16 protein-coding genes are annotated in these 16,225 nt (G+C 51.0%); 13 read left to right on the top strand and 3 right to left on the bottom strand.

Annotation, left to right across the window (positions count from 1 at the left end):
* The first annotated feature begins 56 nt into the window (after nt 1–56).
* Nucleotides 57–2,516 (top strand): hypothetical protein, encoded by a 2,460-nt coding sequence (locus TH30_RS18770; protein WP_114099637.1) that lies wholly within the window; start codon nt 57–59, stop codon nt 2,514–2,516.
* A gap of 346 nt (nt 2,517–2,862) precedes the next feature.
* Here TH30_RS18770 and TH30_RS18765 read toward each other — a convergent pair whose 3' ends face one another.
* Nucleotides 2,863–3,300 carry a MerR family transcriptional regulator gene (locus TH30_RS18765; protein ID WP_425444993.1) on the bottom strand — a complete coding sequence of 146 codons (438 nt, stop codon included), beginning with the start codon at nt 3,298–3,300 and terminating at the stop codon, nt 2,863–2,865.
* 344 nt (nt 3,301–3,644) lie between these two features.
* Here TH30_RS18765 and TH30_RS18760 point away from each other — a divergent pair, with 344 nt between their 5' ends.
* From TH30_RS18760 to TH30_RS22665, 9 genes are all read left to right on the top strand, one after another.
* A complete protein-coding gene (locus tag TH30_RS18760; protein WP_062956591.1) occupies nt 3,645–4,073 on the top strand; it encodes a disulfide bond formation protein B in 429 nt (142 codons plus the stop codon).
* Complete coding sequence (locus tag TH30_RS18755; protein WP_062956590.1) at nt 4,070–4,717, top strand: DsbA family protein; 648 nt, start codon at nt 4,070–4,072, stop codon at nt 4,715–4,717. The genes TH30_RS18760 and TH30_RS18755 overlap by 4 nt, the downstream gene beginning before the upstream one ends.
* Entirely contained in the window at nt 4,714–5,316 is a 603-nt protein-coding gene (locus TH30_RS18750) for an SCO family protein (protein ID WP_062956589.1), read from the top strand. Before TH30_RS18755 ends, TH30_RS18750 begins: the two co-directional genes overlap by 4 nt.
* Before the next feature lie 8 nt (nt 5,317–5,324).
* Nucleotides 5,325–5,792 (top strand): copper chaperone PCu(A)C, encoded by a 468-nt coding sequence (locus TH30_RS18745; protein ID WP_062957281.1) that lies wholly within the window; start codon nt 5,325–5,327, stop codon nt 5,790–5,792.
* On the top strand, nt 5,789–7,138 hold the full coding sequence (locus TH30_RS18740) for a M23 family metallopeptidase (protein ID WP_062956588.1): 1,350 nt from the start codon (nt 5,789–5,791) through the stop codon (nt 7,136–7,138). The genes TH30_RS18745 and TH30_RS18740 overlap by 4 nt, the downstream gene beginning before the upstream one ends.
* 4 nt (nt 7,139–7,142) lie before the next feature.
* Nucleotides 7,143–7,661, top strand: a complete 519-nt coding sequence (gene lspA, locus TH30_RS18735; protein WP_158586145.1) for a signal peptidase II — start codon at nt 7,143–7,145, stop codon at nt 7,659–7,661.
* Nucleotides 7,662–7,758: 97 nt separating this feature from the next.
* Entirely contained in the window at nt 7,759–8,322 is a 564-nt protein-coding gene (locus TH30_RS18730; protein ID WP_231959657.1) for an SCO family protein, read from the top strand.
* Between the two features lie 352 nt (nt 8,323–8,674).
* Entirely contained in the window at nt 8,675–9,427 is a 753-nt protein-coding gene (locus TH30_RS18725; RefSeq protein ID WP_062957280.1) for a ZIP family metal transporter, read from the top strand.
* A 421-nt stretch (nt 9,428–9,848) separates the two neighbouring features.
* Nucleotides 9,849–10,606 (top strand): IS5 family transposase gene (locus TH30_RS22665; RefSeq protein WP_369813471.1). Its coding sequence is split into 2 segments (ribosomal slippage): nt 9,849–10,185 and nt 10,185–10,606, totalling 759 coding nucleotides; the frame shifts between segments, so codons are not numbered across the junction.
* A gap of 229 nt (nt 10,607–10,835) precedes the next feature.
* Here the strand turns inward: TH30_RS22665 and TH30_RS18715 are convergent.
* Together TH30_RS18715 and TH30_RS18710 are read right to left on the bottom strand one after the other, a co-directional pair.
* A complete protein-coding gene (locus TH30_RS18715; RefSeq protein WP_062956583.1) occupies nt 10,836–12,044 on the bottom strand; it encodes a ZIP family metal transporter in 1,209 nt (402 codons plus the stop codon).
* Nucleotides 12,041–13,180 carry a multicopper oxidase domain-containing protein gene (locus tag TH30_RS18710; protein ID WP_114099635.1) on the bottom strand — a complete coding sequence of 380 codons (1,140 nt, stop codon included), beginning with the start codon at nt 13,178–13,180 and terminating at the stop codon, nt 12,041–12,043. The genes TH30_RS18715 and TH30_RS18710 overlap by 4 nt, the downstream gene beginning before the upstream one ends.
* A 179-nt stretch (nt 13,181–13,359) precedes the next feature.
* Between TH30_RS18710 and mntR the strand changes: the two genes are divergently transcribed.
* The 3 genes from mntR to TH30_RS18685 form a co-directional block, all read left to right on the top strand.
* Nucleotides 13,360–13,815 (top strand): manganese-binding transcriptional regulator MntR, encoded by a 456-nt coding sequence (mntR, locus tag TH30_RS18705; protein ID WP_062956581.1) that lies wholly within the window; start codon nt 13,360–13,362, stop codon nt 13,813–13,815.
* A 1,036-nt stretch (nt 13,816–14,851) separates the two neighbouring features.
* Nucleotides 14,852–15,793 (top strand): WD40/YVTN/BNR-like repeat-containing protein, encoded by a 942-nt coding sequence (locus TH30_RS18690; protein WP_196871078.1) that lies wholly within the window; start codon nt 14,852–14,854, stop codon nt 15,791–15,793.
* Nucleotides 15,794–15,962: 169 nt separating this feature from the next.
* Nucleotides 15,963–16,225 (top strand): DUF411 domain-containing protein (locus TH30_RS18685; RefSeq protein ID WP_309471231.1); only part of this gene is annotated, 263 nt, incomplete at its 3' end.

Genomic DNA, 16,225 nt, shown 5'->3' with positions numbered 1-16,225 from the left:
CTTTTTCTTGTGATATAATGTTCGTCTCTCATGAGTTTGTGAAAGCGAGGAACAGGATGCTGCCCGCAGATTTGCAACGACTGGAAAACGGACATATCAAATCCCGTATGCTATTACAGGAAGCACGCCGTAATTATGTTGCGGATCGTGCTGACTTGCTTAGAGAATTGTCGGCCAACGGTCGTTTTGATCCCAGACGCGCAGACAACCTGATCAGGGGGATTGAGGCATTGTGGTTACCGGCCTATGATTCATTCTCGTCGCGAGGCCCAATGGGCCCAGATGGCATGATCGCCCCGAACAGTGAATATCTCGAAGCACTTCGAAATGAAGTCGGACCGGATAAATTCCGCATGTTCACACATTCCCTGAGGAATTTCAGGGTTTCAGAGCAAGAAGATCATCGAATGACAGCTTTGCTTGAAAAGCATGTCTCACCTGAGCGGTTTGCTCGTCTGGAAGCGCAAACCAGTGACATCGAGGGCTATCGGTCAGATCTGGCGGAACTTGTTCGCCAGATTAATCCAAAAATGAAACTGGCCGGGATAGAGAAAGGCTTCATGACCGAACAGGATCCTGAAACCGATCCTCTGGCTCAGACAATTTCCCTTTCTCTGAATCCGTCCAAGTTCGATCAGGACAAAACGGTGCATCGAGAACTGTTTTCGAGCATTGCATCCGGGTTGACCGAAAAAGAACGAGAAGTTCTTGATCGGACGTTTGGAATGGCAACACGCTTTTCAAGAGACGGAGGGAAAACCTGGGAAGAAGCTCCTGAAGGGCAAAGTCTTGTCTCGGACAGGGAAAATCCCGAAATCGGTACGCTTGTAAATGAAGATGGAGAAATCCAGGAGAGCGCAGTCAGGATCAGGACTGAACCTTTCGAGCGAGAAAAAACCATTGAGCGTGCCGCAATTGCTTTTGCAGGTATGTATGCCGCAAAGCGTCGTCCCGACCCTCTGGCCCAACGTGCCCTGAAACCGTTCAAGGACTTTTTCGAACGTAGCAAAAACCTTCTTCATCTTCGAGGCTTCCAGACTGCTGAAGACATTCTTAAGCGCGCAAGATCAGGTGAAATAGGTGAGCGAGCCGCCAACAGGACTGCGAAACCTGGGCTCAGAATGCCTTTGCCTTCAGACGATCCTGGTAATGCTGATCGTATGCGCAGTGCAATCAAAAATATGACCGGGCAGGAATTAGCTCTGGCAATCCGCGAACAGCAGTCAGTCTTGAATGAAACACGCAAAAAACAATATTCGATTGCGAATTCTCTTTTCCGATACCGCGCTCCAATCAATAACCTGATCCGCAGCGGCTCGCCTGGTGCCATCAAGGAGACCGCACATGGCAAGAGCCGAGGAAATGCCGCCTTTCGCAAGGATCGGAAGGAACTCAAAGAGCTTAATCGCGGCCTTGCTGCATTGAAAGCCGAGCAACGGCGCCGCGCGGGCCAGGACGTTTCAAACATCCTTCAGATGCCCGATCCTGGGACACGCCAGCAGGTTCCACCCGTTTCGCCGCGTGATGATTTCAATCAGCAGATGCATAGCAAAATGCGCGCATCGATGGAAATCGGGGAAGGCAGGATTTCGGTTGCATCCTCTGATTCCGGAAAACTTGACGTCAATCTGCATCATCCGGACCTTAAAAACCCGGTACCACTGGCTGGAGAGGCAACTGAAAATGGTGCTTTTGCCATGATACAGGCCTTTGAGCGGATATCAAACGGGCCAGCCAGTCCAACTGCCGAGCGTCTTGCCGGGGAGCTCAATCGTGCTGGCCAGTCTGACAATGCAGATATCAGGCTTCTGAAGAACAGCAATATGATCGATAAGGAACTTGATGATGCGATCGGGAAACGTGATCTGAATGCTTTCGTCTATCCTTTAAAATCCGGAGATGTAATTTTTCAGCTCAACGACGGGACCTGGCACGCAGGCCGACGGAATGAATTCATCCAAGCTGCACGCCAGGCAGGCGATCGTCATATGCGTGCAGCAGCAGAGGAAATCGTTTCCAAAACGCCCAATGTTGTTCCTTTTGATCGAAACCGGGATGGAGTGTCACCGGCAACTCCAGCAACAGCAGAAGCGCGTAAGACTTCGAGCCCGGATCTCGCCCCGGGTGTCACATCGGCTCCGCCAACGGCAATCGGCCGACAGCAAGCAACCCCCGTTAAGGAAGCACTTGCCATGGCAGCGTCAGTGGGCAAAACAGAGCCTTTCAAGGTTCAGGAATCCGCTGATCCGCGCATCAAGGAAGCCGCTCGCAAGGCACTCTCTGACCTGTCACCTGAACAACTCAAAGCGCGTCACAAGAAGACGACAGAAGCGCATGCGGCATTGTCGAATAGCACGACACCCAAGGACATGCGAGAGCGTCGCGAACTGGCCTTGGGCAAAACGGCATTGCAGGAAGTCATGCGATCGAAGGGTATCGAGTTCTTCAGTGGCGACAACAAGCCTGAAATGCCTGTCGACCAATCCCAGAAACGCAGATCCGGTCCGAAGCGGTGAGACTTTGCCGGTTATCTGTAGAGGATTGCACTTATCGGCGGCCAAACTCGCACTCATCGCGCATTTCTGGTTCAGATAAAGTGATTTTATCACGTGTGCCAAAGCCACTTTATCTGCGAACGAGATCAGATTAATAGCCGCCAGATCGAAATCATCGCCGTGAAATCACATTATGTGCCACTGACGATTAGACCGGAAAACGCTCCTATTACTGACACCTAACCTCGCTAATGAAAACGAATGTCATATCACACCAATCAATAAGGGAATAGCTGCAGAACTTCTTACAGCCTGTATCAATCAATAGCGACATCGCAAAGAGTGATTTTGCAAGGAATTGTCATGGTCAAACTTTAGGTATGTCATGATTCTTGGCTTCGCACAGAGTATGATCGCCAAGCGTCTCTATCACTCGGCAATTTGCAATCCGCCCTCCTTTGCATTGCTCCACCATACGCTCAAGCTCGCGTCGAAGCGCCTGAAGTCGTTTTAGACGCCGATCAACATCCTCCAACTGTTTTTTTGCTATCGCATCCGCTGCCTCGCACGAGTATTCGGGATTGTCAGCAAGGCTTATCAAATCCCGAATGGTTTGCAATGGGAAGCCAAGCTCTCGCGCATGACGAATGAAACTAAGCCGTCTGATTGCTTCTTCGTCATACAGTCGTTGATTGCCTCCGGATCGGGATGGAGATGGCAAAAGGCCAATCTGCTCGTAATACCGAATTGTTTGCACCTTGCAACCGACGGCTTCAGCCGCGCGGCCGATTGTGAGCAAGTTCATCATTCTTATTTTCTCCTTGAACCTATAGCTACTAGAGATAGTACCTTTCGTGAGAATTGGGAATGTATCAAAGAGTTTTGAGACAATCATATCTGCCAGCTGCGATGATAACGAACCAAAATTCTAGGGTGCGTCAGAAGGTTTCCGCGACGCTATTGGAAATGTTGCCGTTTTGTTAGCAGCCAGCGGCGTCTTTGTTACAGGCACCGCATGGCCGGACTTGGTCGTCGCTGGCGTAACGACCAGGATTTTCCTTTGGTCAGCGTTGCAGATTATTACGCAGGCAGTTCGCGAAAGCCGATATTCCGTTGAAACTGATTCTGCCGACTAGGACAAATGATCAGATGCCTACCGTGCAAACACAAAAAAACGCTCTCTATATGGCTTGGTTAGTCGCGCTTGTATCTACTCTTGTCGCGCTATTCCTTGGCGAGATCATGGGACGGACACCGTGTGTTCTGTGCTGGTACCAGCGCATCGCAATGTTTCCCCTCACCATTATACTAGGTATTGCTGCCTACCTGTCTGACAACGCAGTTCGCCGTTATGCATTGCCGATAGCAGTGATTGGAGGCCTTGTAGCTCTGTGGCACAGTCTTTTGTTTTTGGGAATTATACCTGAGACGGTGCAACCCTGTTCACGAGGAGGACCGTCCTGTACCGGAAATGAGCAGACCTTGTTCGGAGCTTTGCCGTTACCGTTTCTTTCGGTCGCTGCCTTTGCCGCAATTATTCTTTTGCTCACCATTCCATTCAGAAAGGCCTCGACATGAACCGCCGAACCTTTGTAGCAGGTACTGCCGTCGTCGCTCTTGGTGCTTTTGCCGTCGGCGCGATGTTTTATCAACCTGTCAGTGACAACCTGTCGCCCCCTTTACCTTCGGACGCAAACAGCGCGCCACTTGTGCGACCGCACGCTCCTATGCTGGGCCCTGATGACGCGCCAGTTACCATTGTCGAATTTTTTGACCCTGCCTGCGAAGCGTGCCGGGCATTTTATCCCGTCGTCAAGGAAATCATGTCGACGTATCCTGACAAGGTGCGCCTGATACTTCGATATGCGGCGTTTCACCCAACATCGGAGGAAGCCGTTCGTATTCTTGAAGCCGCTCGGTTGCAGGGTAAATTTGAACCGGTTCTTGAACGCCTCATGGAAACTCAACCTCGATGGGCGCCCCATGGAAGACCTGCGGATAGCGCGTGGACAGTTCTGGATGGCACAGGTCTTGATATCCCAAAAGCAAAATCGGATGCGAAAATGCCCGATATTGTGGGAACGATGAACATGGATGCGATGGATGTCAGCGCAGTCGGCGTGAACAAGACGCCAACATTCTTCGTGAACGGGAAGCCGCTGACAGAGTTCGGTGCTCAACAACTGAATGATTTGGTCAAGGCAGAGGTGGAAAAAAATTGAAAACTGTACGCCTTACCCTTTGGGGAGCTGTCGTCGTTGCATCGGCAGCCTTTCTCTGGCTGTACACATCGCAGGGTAGCAATCAACGTTTTGTGAGTGAGTTATCGCAAAACACGGACACACTTCGTCCGGAATTTTCGCTAACCGATCACCAGGGAAATGCCGTCACGGAGCAAACTTATCGTGGCAAATGGCTTCTGGTTTTTTTCGGGTTTACCAACTGCCCGGATATCTGTCCGACGACACTTGGTGAACTTGCACAATTGATGGACCTGCTTGGCCCGGACGCCCAAAAGACCCAACCGTTGTTTATTTCAATTGATCCTGAACGAGACCGGGTAGAAACAATGGCAGAATACGTCTCTGCTTTTCATCCGTCCATCGTGGGGTTAACCGGGACCGAGACTGAAGTCACGGCGACGGCTAAATCTTTCAAGGCTTTTTTCGAGAAGCTGCCACAGGAAACTGCTCCGGATGGCTACACCATGGGTCACACTTCCGCAGTATATTTGATTTCGCCAGAAGGTGTATTTGTCCGTACTTACAGCTACGGAACGTCTCCGGAAAAAATTGCAGCAGACGTCCAACAGAGATTATGAGGTTCACTATGTCTCGAGTTTTATTCAACACTCTTTCGTCATTGTTATTCCTTCTGTTTGCATTTCCGGCGACTGCTGAGTCTGTTAGGGGTGGAGATCTGGTTGTTGAAGCACCTTGGGCCCGCGCTTCTATTGGTACATCTCGCCCATCAGCTGCTTATATCACGATCAGAAACGAAGGATCATCAGCCGACGTATTGACCGGCATTGAAACCGAAATTTCCAGCATGCCGGAAGTTCATGAGATAAAGACCAATGATAACGTTTCCACAATGTCGCCAGCTGGTCCGGTGGAAATACCCGCGAAGGATGCTGTTAAACTGGCTCCTGGAGGGTTGCATATAATGCTCATTGGGTTGCAAAGAGCGTTGGTAGAAGGTGAACGGTTTCCAATGACCTTGATTTTCGAGAAGGCAGGCCGGGTAAACGTGTCGGTTCCAATCTACAGTCTGGGTGCTTCAGGGCCTGAGGAATGATGCCTACTCAAGTATATGGTCTAACCGGTTTTGGAGTTATGGGGATCACGGCAATCATAATGCTTTTGGAGTGGCCTTTTTCCCGAAACCCGGACATCAAAGAACAGAATGTGTCGGCATCCGCCGCAGCGTTCCTTGATACTGATCATGCCCAGCGGGAAGATACAAGTCCAGAACAGACATCCATCCGGCAAGAGGCGACCAAAATGACCATACCTCTGGTTCTGGCCCCCGGGGATACGCTGCTGGGCGTGCTGACCGAAGCCGGCATTCCCACTAGCGAAGCATATGCGGCTATAAACAGGCTGAAGGGATTGATTGACCTCCGTACGCTAAAGGTGGGGCAAAGACTGGATTTGATTGTCAGTATAGTCTCCGAAAAAGCGAAAGAACGCCGCCTCGAAAATTTGACTCTGCTACCCGAGACAGATCGTCTGATTTTTGTCCAGCGCACCAGTTCCAATAGTTTTGATGCACAAACCCAACAAATCAAACATTCCGCCAGATTGATATCTGTTTCAGGCGTGGTGGATACCAGTCTTTACGAAGCAGTACGCAAACAAGAAGTACCACAGTCTATTCTGTTGCAATTATATGATGTTATGGGGCTGGCCGTCGATTTTCAACGCGATATTCGCGAAGGTGATCGCTTCGCGCTGGGCTATGAAAGATTTGATGATGGCGATTATGAGCAAGCTCATCCCGGGAAGCTAAGTTACGTCTCTGTTACCCTCGCCGACCGTAAACTGAGCTACTTCCGATATAAAACCAGAGAAGGCTTTACCGGCTTCTTCGATGCTAAAGGTAACAGCGTTCAAACGAACCTGATAAAGACCCCGGTTGATGGTGGACAACTTTCATCGCTGTTTGGCCAGCGAGAACATCCTGTGCTCGGTTACACACGGATGCACAAAGGTCTAGACTTTGCTGCCCCGCGGGGGACGCCGGTGCTCGCAGCAGGAGATGGTATTGTTACCCAGCTGAAACGCAAAGGAAGTTTTGGGAAATATATCAGTATCCGGCATGATAACAGATACTCCACAGCTTACGCTCATCTCAGCAAGTACAAGGACAACGTTGAGCAGGGGCGCCGTGTTCGGCAAGGCGAAGTCATAGGATATGTCGGCGCAACCGGCCTGGTCAGCGGTCCTAACTTGCACTACGAGGTTATGCAAGACGGTAAGCAGGTAAATCCGATGACCGTTGAGCTATCCTCACGACAGATACTGACAGATGACGAGCTTGCACGGTTCCGGCGGACCGCTAAACGATTGTTGCAGGATCTGAAAATCAAAGCTCCGAAAAATACAGCACAGGATGAGTCCTATATCCTGGAAGAGGGATGAGGCAATGGATAAGAACCGCAAATATCCGTTGCAGTTGCCTGTATTCGTCTTTTCCTTGGCGGGAGCCGCCTTTTTATCGGTAGTGGATCTGACGATAAAGTGGGCCGTAGAGACGATCATCATGGATCCGCCGCACCGTATTCCTCTCCTGCCCTTCTTCGATCTCGTCCTCGTCTTCAACCGAGGTGTCAGTTTCGGTCTTCTTGATGACCTTGGTCGTTGGGGCCCCATCGTTCTATCTGGCCTGGCGATTGGAATCGTCGGTGTCCTGATTATTTGGCTCTGGCGGGCGCAACGGATGAACGAGATCATCGGCATCACTTTGATCATTGGCGGCGCCATAGGGAATCTCATAGACCGTCTCTATGACGATGCAGTGACAGACTTTCTTAATCTTTACGTTGGTCAATACCATTGGCCCGTTTTCAATAGCGCAGATGTTTTCATTACGATCGGGGCATTGTGCTTGCTCTTACCCGACCTTGGAAAAAGAACGGATGTTGCACGTAAAAACTCCAGTTAGGCTGGAAAACAGAACCCATTTTAACGCCATATTAGAGGAGTAAACGATGCCTGTCTCAAGGCGTAAGATGGTTTGGACTGCTGCTGGAGCGGTCAGCATGCTCGTAGCAACTTTGCTGACGGGATGGTGGCGGGTGGATGGACCAGCTGCCCCTCAGCGTCAAACACGCATCAGCGCTTTGCCTCTTCCCTTTTCTGAGATGGATTTTCAACTGACAGACCATTCCGGCAGGAAAGTCGGCCCGGAAGATTGGATCGGTAGCCCCACACTCGTGTTTTTCGGGTTCACATATTGCCCCGATATTTGCCCGACGACCTTATCCGACATAACTCGCTGGCTCGAACAACTCGGAGAGGATGCCTCGCGGTTGCATGCGGTTTTCATCACGGTCGATCCTCAACGAGATACCGTTCAGGCAATGGCCGAATATGTTCGTAATTTCCATCCCTCCATCAAAGGTTATACCGGTCCTCTTGATGAAATCGATAAAGCGGCAAGGGCTTTTCGGGCCAAATACGAACGAGTTCCAACAGAAAACGGCTATACGATGAATCATACCGCAGGTGTTTTCGTCTATGACGCCGATGGAATTTTCGCTGGCGTTATCGATTTTCACGAGTCAAGGGACATAGCCGTTCCCAAAATCAGACAGGTACTGTGACTGTGACGAAGTGATATGGACGCCCGAACGGTTTGCCAGAAAGAACCGTTTCCAGATCAGAAGAATAGCAACGCCCTAACCATTATCAATGTCTCCGGCAGTCACTCCAATTTAGAGTCTGATTTCGCGGAGATGATAGCGATCTGGCAGCAACTGTCTTATCTCATTTGCTGATGGTATGAGTTTGGCTTTGGCAATGAAAATCGATGTGAGCCGGACAAATGGATAAGGTTGTGTTTCGCTATCTATCGTTACAATCCTTAACATCCAAGTCAGACCGGAACAACAACGAGTAGCGAAAGATTGCGGTTTCAAATTGGCGCTCCCAGGAATTAATAAAGGGAGAAGGATGATGGATAGTATCTGGCTGGTCCTCGGTCTAGCGCTATTTCCCGCCTTGGGGAACTTTAGTGGTGGTCTTGCCGCGGAGGTATCTCGAGTCACAGGACGCCATCTCAACTACGCTCTTCATGGGGCCGCTGGCCTTGTAATTGCTGTAGTGGCTGTTGAAATCATGCCACGTGCACTAGATAACCTTTCAGGCTGGGTAATAGCCGTTGCTTTTGCATTGGGTGGTATCGCCTACACAGGTATCGAGAAGTTCGTGGAGTCTCTCTACACGCGACGAGGCAAGCAGGAAGACAACAGTCAGACAAGTGTCTGGATGATCTATATCGCAGTGTCCATTGACCTGTTCAGTGATGGTCTTCTGATCGGAGCAGGGTCGGCAGTCTCGCCGTCGGTTGCAATAGTTCTTGCGACAGGACAAGTCCTCGCGGACGTTCCTGAAGGGTTCGCGACGATCGCCAACATGAAAGACAAAGGGATTTCCCGCAGCAAACGCCTGTTGATCTCTGCCTCCTTTGCAATTCCTGTACTCTCGGCGACCGTCTTCGCTTACTTCGTGCTCAGGAACCAATCAGAAGCGCTTAAACTAGCGGCATTGACGTTCACGGCAGGCCTTCTCACGATCGCTGCCATCGAGGACATGATATCCGAGGCTCACGGAAGCGGAGAAGATACCCACATCTCACCTTTGGCCTTCATCGGCGGCTTTGTCCTGTTCGTTCTGGTATCGGAGGGGTTGGGAAGCGTAATGCCATGAAGCCAATGGCCTCATCTCTAACACAGCGACTGTCGGAACAGTCAAATGAAAAGCATTCCCCAGCTTACGCTTCAGCAAACGGCATCCTAACTACAAATGTTGTCATATACCAAAAAAGATGACGCCCGTGTTCAAAGCTAATTGCCCGAAAACTCGCAAAACCTTGCCAAGGCACTTGTGGAGCAAGTCGATGCGGCAGGCAGGTTTACCGATATGATCTTCAATGACGTATAATCTGATCTTCCGCAGATGATTGCGGTTTGGGGCAAGTAACCTGAACAAGAAACTGCCCCACCTATTCTGTCTACTTTAATAGCGGCGGCTCTGACAGATTCTTCACCCGTCAGTGTAGGGCTTGTTGAGTATTGGGATTCACAAATCGGTTCGAATGTGATTCAAGCTTCCTTTTGAGGAGGTTTTGATGAATGAAGATCGGTTTGTGATCACGGATCGAATATGGGTGTTGATGGAACCACATTGCTTGGACAAGCCGACTGATCCCGGGCGTACCGGCGGTGATTGTCGACTTTTTATGGAAGCGGTTTTGTGGGTTGCGCGCACGGATAGCCCATGGCGGGATTTACCAGAATGCTTTGGTAAGTGGAACACGGTGTTCAAGCGATTTCGCGAATGGGTCAAGCGCGATGTATTCTATCGTATGTTCAATGCCTTAAGCGGTGTACCGGACATTGAATACGCGATGATCGATGCCACAATCGTCAAGGTTCATCGTCATGGTCAAGGCTCAAAAGGGGGACTCAAAGCCAGGCTGTAGGCAAATCTAAAGGGGGCTGGACGACGAAAACCCTGGCGCTCACCGATGCGCTTGGCAATCTCGTTCGTTTTGAGCTTCTGCCCGGCAATCGCTACGACACAATTGGCGTTGAACCTCTGATCCACGGCATCGACTTCGGCGGCTTGCTGGCCGACAAGGCGTTCGACTGCAACTGGATTATAGATGAACTCAATGAACGCGGTGCCATGATTTGCATATCACAGCGCCCGCAGCGCCTCGAACCCGTGGAAATCGACCTTGAAGTGTACAAATGGCGGCATCCGATCGAAAACTTCTTTTGCAAACTCAAAGAGTTCAAACGCATCGCCATGCGGAGCGACAAGACAGATGATAGCTTCTGCGCCATGATCTATGCTGTCGCTGCCATTATCAATGGACGGTGATACTCAACAAGCCCTAGTTTTTTTCCATGTATATTTTTTACGTCTGCCAATGGCCGGGACTTTTGTCATCTGTGCAATAGCAGTCGTTATGGAAGCATTCGGCGACTTGTCATCAAAGATGATTGTGATTGCCGGGCATGCAATCGTCAATCTACTGCCTTTAAATGCTCTATCATGTGTTCGAGCCACGTCTGAATGCATGAAGGCGCTGTATTCGACAGTGAAAGGTTTAGATTTTCACCAGCATTGCCGTTGCGTACATGAAGGCAACGCCAAAAATCAATCCGCTCAACACTGAAGGCGAATAAAGCGCTGCACTGCCGCGTCCGTTGCTTCTGGCCAGATAGGAACCGACCTCGATGATAACCTGCAAGATGGCACCCGCTCCGATGGACAGGGCGAGGGCCGACCATTGCGGTGCCGCTGCCAGACTTCCGATCCACAAACCAATGATTGCAGGTCCTCCTGCAAGAAGGGTAAGAGCCGGGAAAGTGATTAACGACGGTCGCTTTTTGAGAATGGGAGCCGCAATTCCAATGCCCTCCGTGATGTTATGGATGGCAAAACCCAAGATCAGGAACGTACCAAGCCCGGCCGAGCCAGCCGCAAAGGCGGCACCGATAGCCAAACCTTCTCCCAGATTATGCAACCCGATCCCGAGAGCAATAAATGTGGCGAGAGCCAAACCCGTCGGCGCACCATGTCGTCGACCAACAGCCATAAGTATGAGAAAGCTTGCCGCCGAGGCGAAGACAACCATGATCTGCCCTTGGAAGATGGCAGCAGACTGACTGGCGAGTTCGAACGCTTCTCCTGCAGCGTCGATCATGAGGTAAGCAAGCAGGCCAACAGTCATGGCGAGCAGGAAGTTCATGCCCGGCTGGCCGACGCCGCGCAAGGCGGGATAGAACAGGAGGCCAATAGATACCGGCACGATACCGACGAAGACGCCAAGAAGGGTTTGGAAGAGCAACGTGCCATTACTCTGGGTTGGCGACGTCACCGCCACTGGGATCTCATGCTCGAATGTTGCCCCTGTATTCGTAATTGTCTTGATCACATGCGCTTCTCCCTGAACCCAGGGATATGGCACATGAATCCATGCGCTCTGCCCCCGGCTCAAGGGTCCCGGAGGAGTCTGCTCGAATTGCCAATACGCATCATCCACAAGTACCTGAGCAATCATCATCGGATCAGAACCACTGGCGCGAACTCGAGTGGCAATGCCGTCCGAGGACAGAATTGTCCGCTCGAAGGTTAAATTCTCTACTGGTGGTACACCGTTGTCAAAACTGCCTAAAAGATCGCTCGTAACGAGCCATGCAATAGCGGCGGCAAGTGCTGCAAGTGGCAGGACCAGCCAGATCAGAGCCAGCTTGTTGCGAGGTGAAGCATCCCGAGCATCGATGTTTGGGGCTAAAGGGTCCGTGTCACTCATGCTCTGGCCTCCTGAACATCAAAAAAGCTCATCCAGCCCAGTTCGGCGAACTCGGACTGGTGCGCATGAAACATGTAGAGCCCAGGCTCGTGATTCTCGAACGAGAACTCGATAATGCCTCGCTGCCCCTGACACTGCATGACGGTATCAATCGTCAGTTGTGTCGGCGTTAGTGTGGTGCCGTGATCGAAATAGTTGAAGAAGTTCGCATGCAGGTGAAACGAGTTGATCGGATCGAATTCGACGAGATTGGCAAGGTAAATGCGGACCGGTCTGTCGCGTCTCACAGGGATAGGTCGCTTCACGTAGGCATGTGCAACAGTATTGACCGCGTAGACCTCGTTCTCGTCGTCAAAGTTGGTGTCGAAGGCATTCATTACCATTGCGAATTCCTGCCACTGATTGTTCTCCTTTGTCCCTAGCAGTCTGGATCTGGCGATATCAGTATTTTCGGGATGTCGTCCCGGGTCAGGATCAATGATAAAGAGCCCGTAAAGCCCCTTATGGATGTGCCGTTTTAGGGGGAGTGCGTGGCAGTGATAGAGGTGGCAGCCGAACGGTTCGGCATCGAATTCATAGATAAACTCTTCTCCTGGGCCAACCACTCCGGCCCCGGGCACACCGTCCATGCGAGCCGAATGAATCCCGTGGAAGTGGATCGAGTGCGGGTGAGAGCCATAGTTGCGGAAGATGACTCTGAGTCGCTCGCCTTCAGTTGCTCGCAATGCCGGACCTGGTACCCGGCCATTATATGTCCATGCGGGGAACATGACACCGGGAGCAATTTCGATCTCCTTGTCGATGGCATCAATTTCGAAAGTACGCAGACGCCGTCCATCAGGTAGCTGCGAGATCGTTCCTGTATCCCAATCGGTAAGAAGTTTTGAGGTGTCGAAGCCATTGCGCACCTCGTCGACATCTCCAACGGTCATCATCGTTCCATGGTTAGTAGCATGGCCCGGCATTTCCGACATATTTCCGCTACCCAATCTGTCGCCATCATGGTTCTTCGTGCCCTGTGATGTGTCCGATTGGCCAAGCGTCTCCCGAGCAGCCAAGGTCGCCCCCGCAGTTGCGATGATGCCAGCTCCGAGGAACCTCCGACGGTTAAGAACTACTGGTAGCCATCGACGCATGAGAGTTTCCTTAATACAGGGGTTTCAATCAATAAAAGCACTTACTCTATAATATAGCAATAGCTATGTTAAAACAGATCACCACGTCAGTTCCTGTTAAATCAGACAACAGTTTGCTGTATTGCAATAAGGTATAGCTTTAGCTATACCTTATTGCTGATAACTACCAAGGAAATCGCATGCTTACCGATCAGACAGAAGAAGCGCCTTCGAGTGCCCTTGTTGATGAAAACGTACAAGTAGAGAGTTTTCGGCAAACGCGGAATAGTCGCCGAAATGAATTGGTTGAGGACTATGTCGAACTGATTGCCGACCTGATAACTGATGGCGGAGAAGCTCGTCAGGTCGATATTGTTCGCAGGCTCGGCGTTGCGCAACCTACCGTTGCCAAAATGCTCAAGCGCCTCGCTTCTGACGGATATATCAAACAGAGACCCTACCGTGGTATCTTCCTGACAGCCCAAGGCCGCAAGCTCGCCCGACAAAGCCGGGAGCGCCATCAGATTGTCGAAAGTTTTCTTTGTGCCCTTGGTATTAGTGCGGAGACGGCTCGAATTGACGCTGAAGGTATGGAACACTATGCTAGCGAAGAAACCCTTCTGGTTTTTAGGGATTATCTGGCCAATCGGAAATAAACGGCCTTAACAACAAAGGAAGGCACTTATTGCTTCCGAACCACGAACCTGCCAATGATGAGTAGACACAATGAGTTGTTCCTCTATCTGCCAGCGTAGTTTGCGGGCAATCTGTCGATAAATGTAGTGCGGTCATTTCCTCTTGAAGGTCGGGCAGCCCACTGACTTTCCCATCTGGACTATGCGCAGAGACATGTTCTTGATTGACAGAGGAATGTTCACGGGAATTTATTATCGACAGATATTCATTCTTGGGATAAGACTATAAGTATGCTAGCTTGTATCAGGCTTCTGACCATACTTTTGATCGCTGCTTTTGCCGTCGGGACAAGTTTCCAGACGGTCAATGCTGCTGTTATGGAGGTCGGGATGCCGATGGCGGACATGGCAATGGACAATTGCCAGAATTGTTCTGGCAGCGGCGACATCATGCCGGACTGCGATATTGCGTGCCCTCAGGTATCAACTATCGCAATTTCGCCTGTACAAGTTGCAATACCTGCACTCGCCTCAGTCGAGCATTTCGGGCCGACAGGCAGCCTCACTGGTCGCTCAAACTCTCCCGATCCATTCCCTCCCAGAACCAACATTCTGAACTGATATCTCCTTAACCCGTTTTGGTTTGAGACTCTCCCGATCCATTCCCTCCCAGAACCAACACTCTGAACTGATATCTCCTTAATCCGTTTTGGTTTGAGGATATCAGTGTCATGGGGCATCACCGCGATTTCTCATGACGTGCTTCGTGCCCGCAATTTTTATTGTGGGCTTGAGAGCTTCTTCAGACAAGGTTGGAAATCATGTTTTCCGATCTACAGGTGCCAAAATGTCGGCTTTGGTCGGTATTTCTTGGCGCAGTCGCGACATGCACCAAAGCATAGCTTCAGCTTCACTCAACGAGCAGGCGGCAATCCGCCCCGGCCTTGAGCGTCCCGCTTTTACTGGTGCCCGGCCTCTGAAGATCAAACCTTATAGGATCATTGTGAGCGGGATTCGGATTACGTTCTGATGCTCCAACTCCTTGAGAAACTTGCATATGAAAAGAAATACCATAGTCGCGGGCTCTGTTTCCAGACGTGCGCTGCTTCGCGGTCTCGTGACATGTGCTGGCCTCTACCTGTTGCCAGCAACAACCCTTGCCGCGGTTAGTGAAAGCTCAAACAGTGCAATTGCTTTTGATAGCAATGCGCTGATTATTGCACGCGGGTCATTGCTTCTGTATCGCGATAGGGATCGAAACTGGATAACATTGCCGGAGATGTCGGCAGGTTCCATTCTCACACTTGCAACACATCCGGAACGGCCGGGCCGAGTTATTGGTGGTCTGGATACCGGCAGGATTGTTCTGTCTGTAGATGGCGGGAAAAGTTGGGACGTACGTGGGCAAGGACTGCCAAAAGCGGCAGTCACTGCCATCACAACTGCGGCGACAAACCCAGATACCATATATGCCGCCATTCGCGGTGACGGCTTATGGCAGAGCGATGATGCTGGTCAGTCATGGGTGTTTGTCATGGACCGGCCATGGTTAGCGAATGCCGAGCGAGATCTGACAGCACTGTCTTCAGTCGATCTGGCAACCGGAATGGGTGGGATCTGGCTATATGCCGGAACCGATACCGGTGTAACGCGTGTGCCGGATTGTTTCTGCCGTTGGCAGGATGTTCAGCCGGGCGATGCCATGGATGCTCTTGCGTCCGGAAAGCAGGCAACTCCCAAAGTACCCTTACCTGAGGGTGAACCTGTGAGTGCGCTGGTCAGTGCGGTATCGCGACCGGCCACACTTTATGCCGGATTGCCATCCGGAATTTGGCAATCGCAGGATGCGGGTGTCACCTGGTTAAAGCGTTCAGAAGTTATCGCAACAGCACTCGCGGTTCATCCGCTACGCGCTGATGATCTCGTAATTGTGAATAACGACGGGGTTTTACAAAGCCCAGACGGTGGCAGGACGTGGACCGCCATTGCGAACATATGATGATGGAGAAACAGATGAGAAAATTAGTGATTGTGACAGGTGTTGCGATTCTGGCTGTTGCCGGAAGTGCTGCATTTACAATGTTTGCTCCGGGAAAAGGAGAGGCGCAAACGAACGTGACAGTAGCTGGTGAGAGAAGCAAATCGATCACAATCTATCGGGACCGAACGTGACAGTAGCTGGTGAGAGAAGCAAAGCAATCACAATTTATCGGGATCCGAACTGCGGATGCTGTGATGCCTATGGCGAATATCTTGAGACCAATGGATATCAGGTTACCCGTGTCGATGATCGCGATTTCGACAAGCGATCCGTTGCCGCCGGTGTTCCGGAGCAAGGACTGGGCTGCCATTTGGCCGAGATTGACGGATATGTCGTAAGCGGGCTGGTTCCCGCTGAAATCATTGAACGGATGCTTGATGAACGCCCGGA

The sequence above is a fragment of the Thalassospira profundimaris genome (genome assembly GCF_003326795.1).
GTDB lineage: Bacteria > Pseudomonadota > Alphaproteobacteria > Rhodospirillales > Thalassospiraceae > Thalassospira > Thalassospira profundimaris_C.
The sequence above is the reverse complement of the archived record's forward strand: the minus strand, read 5'-3'. Positions and strand labels throughout refer to the sequence as shown.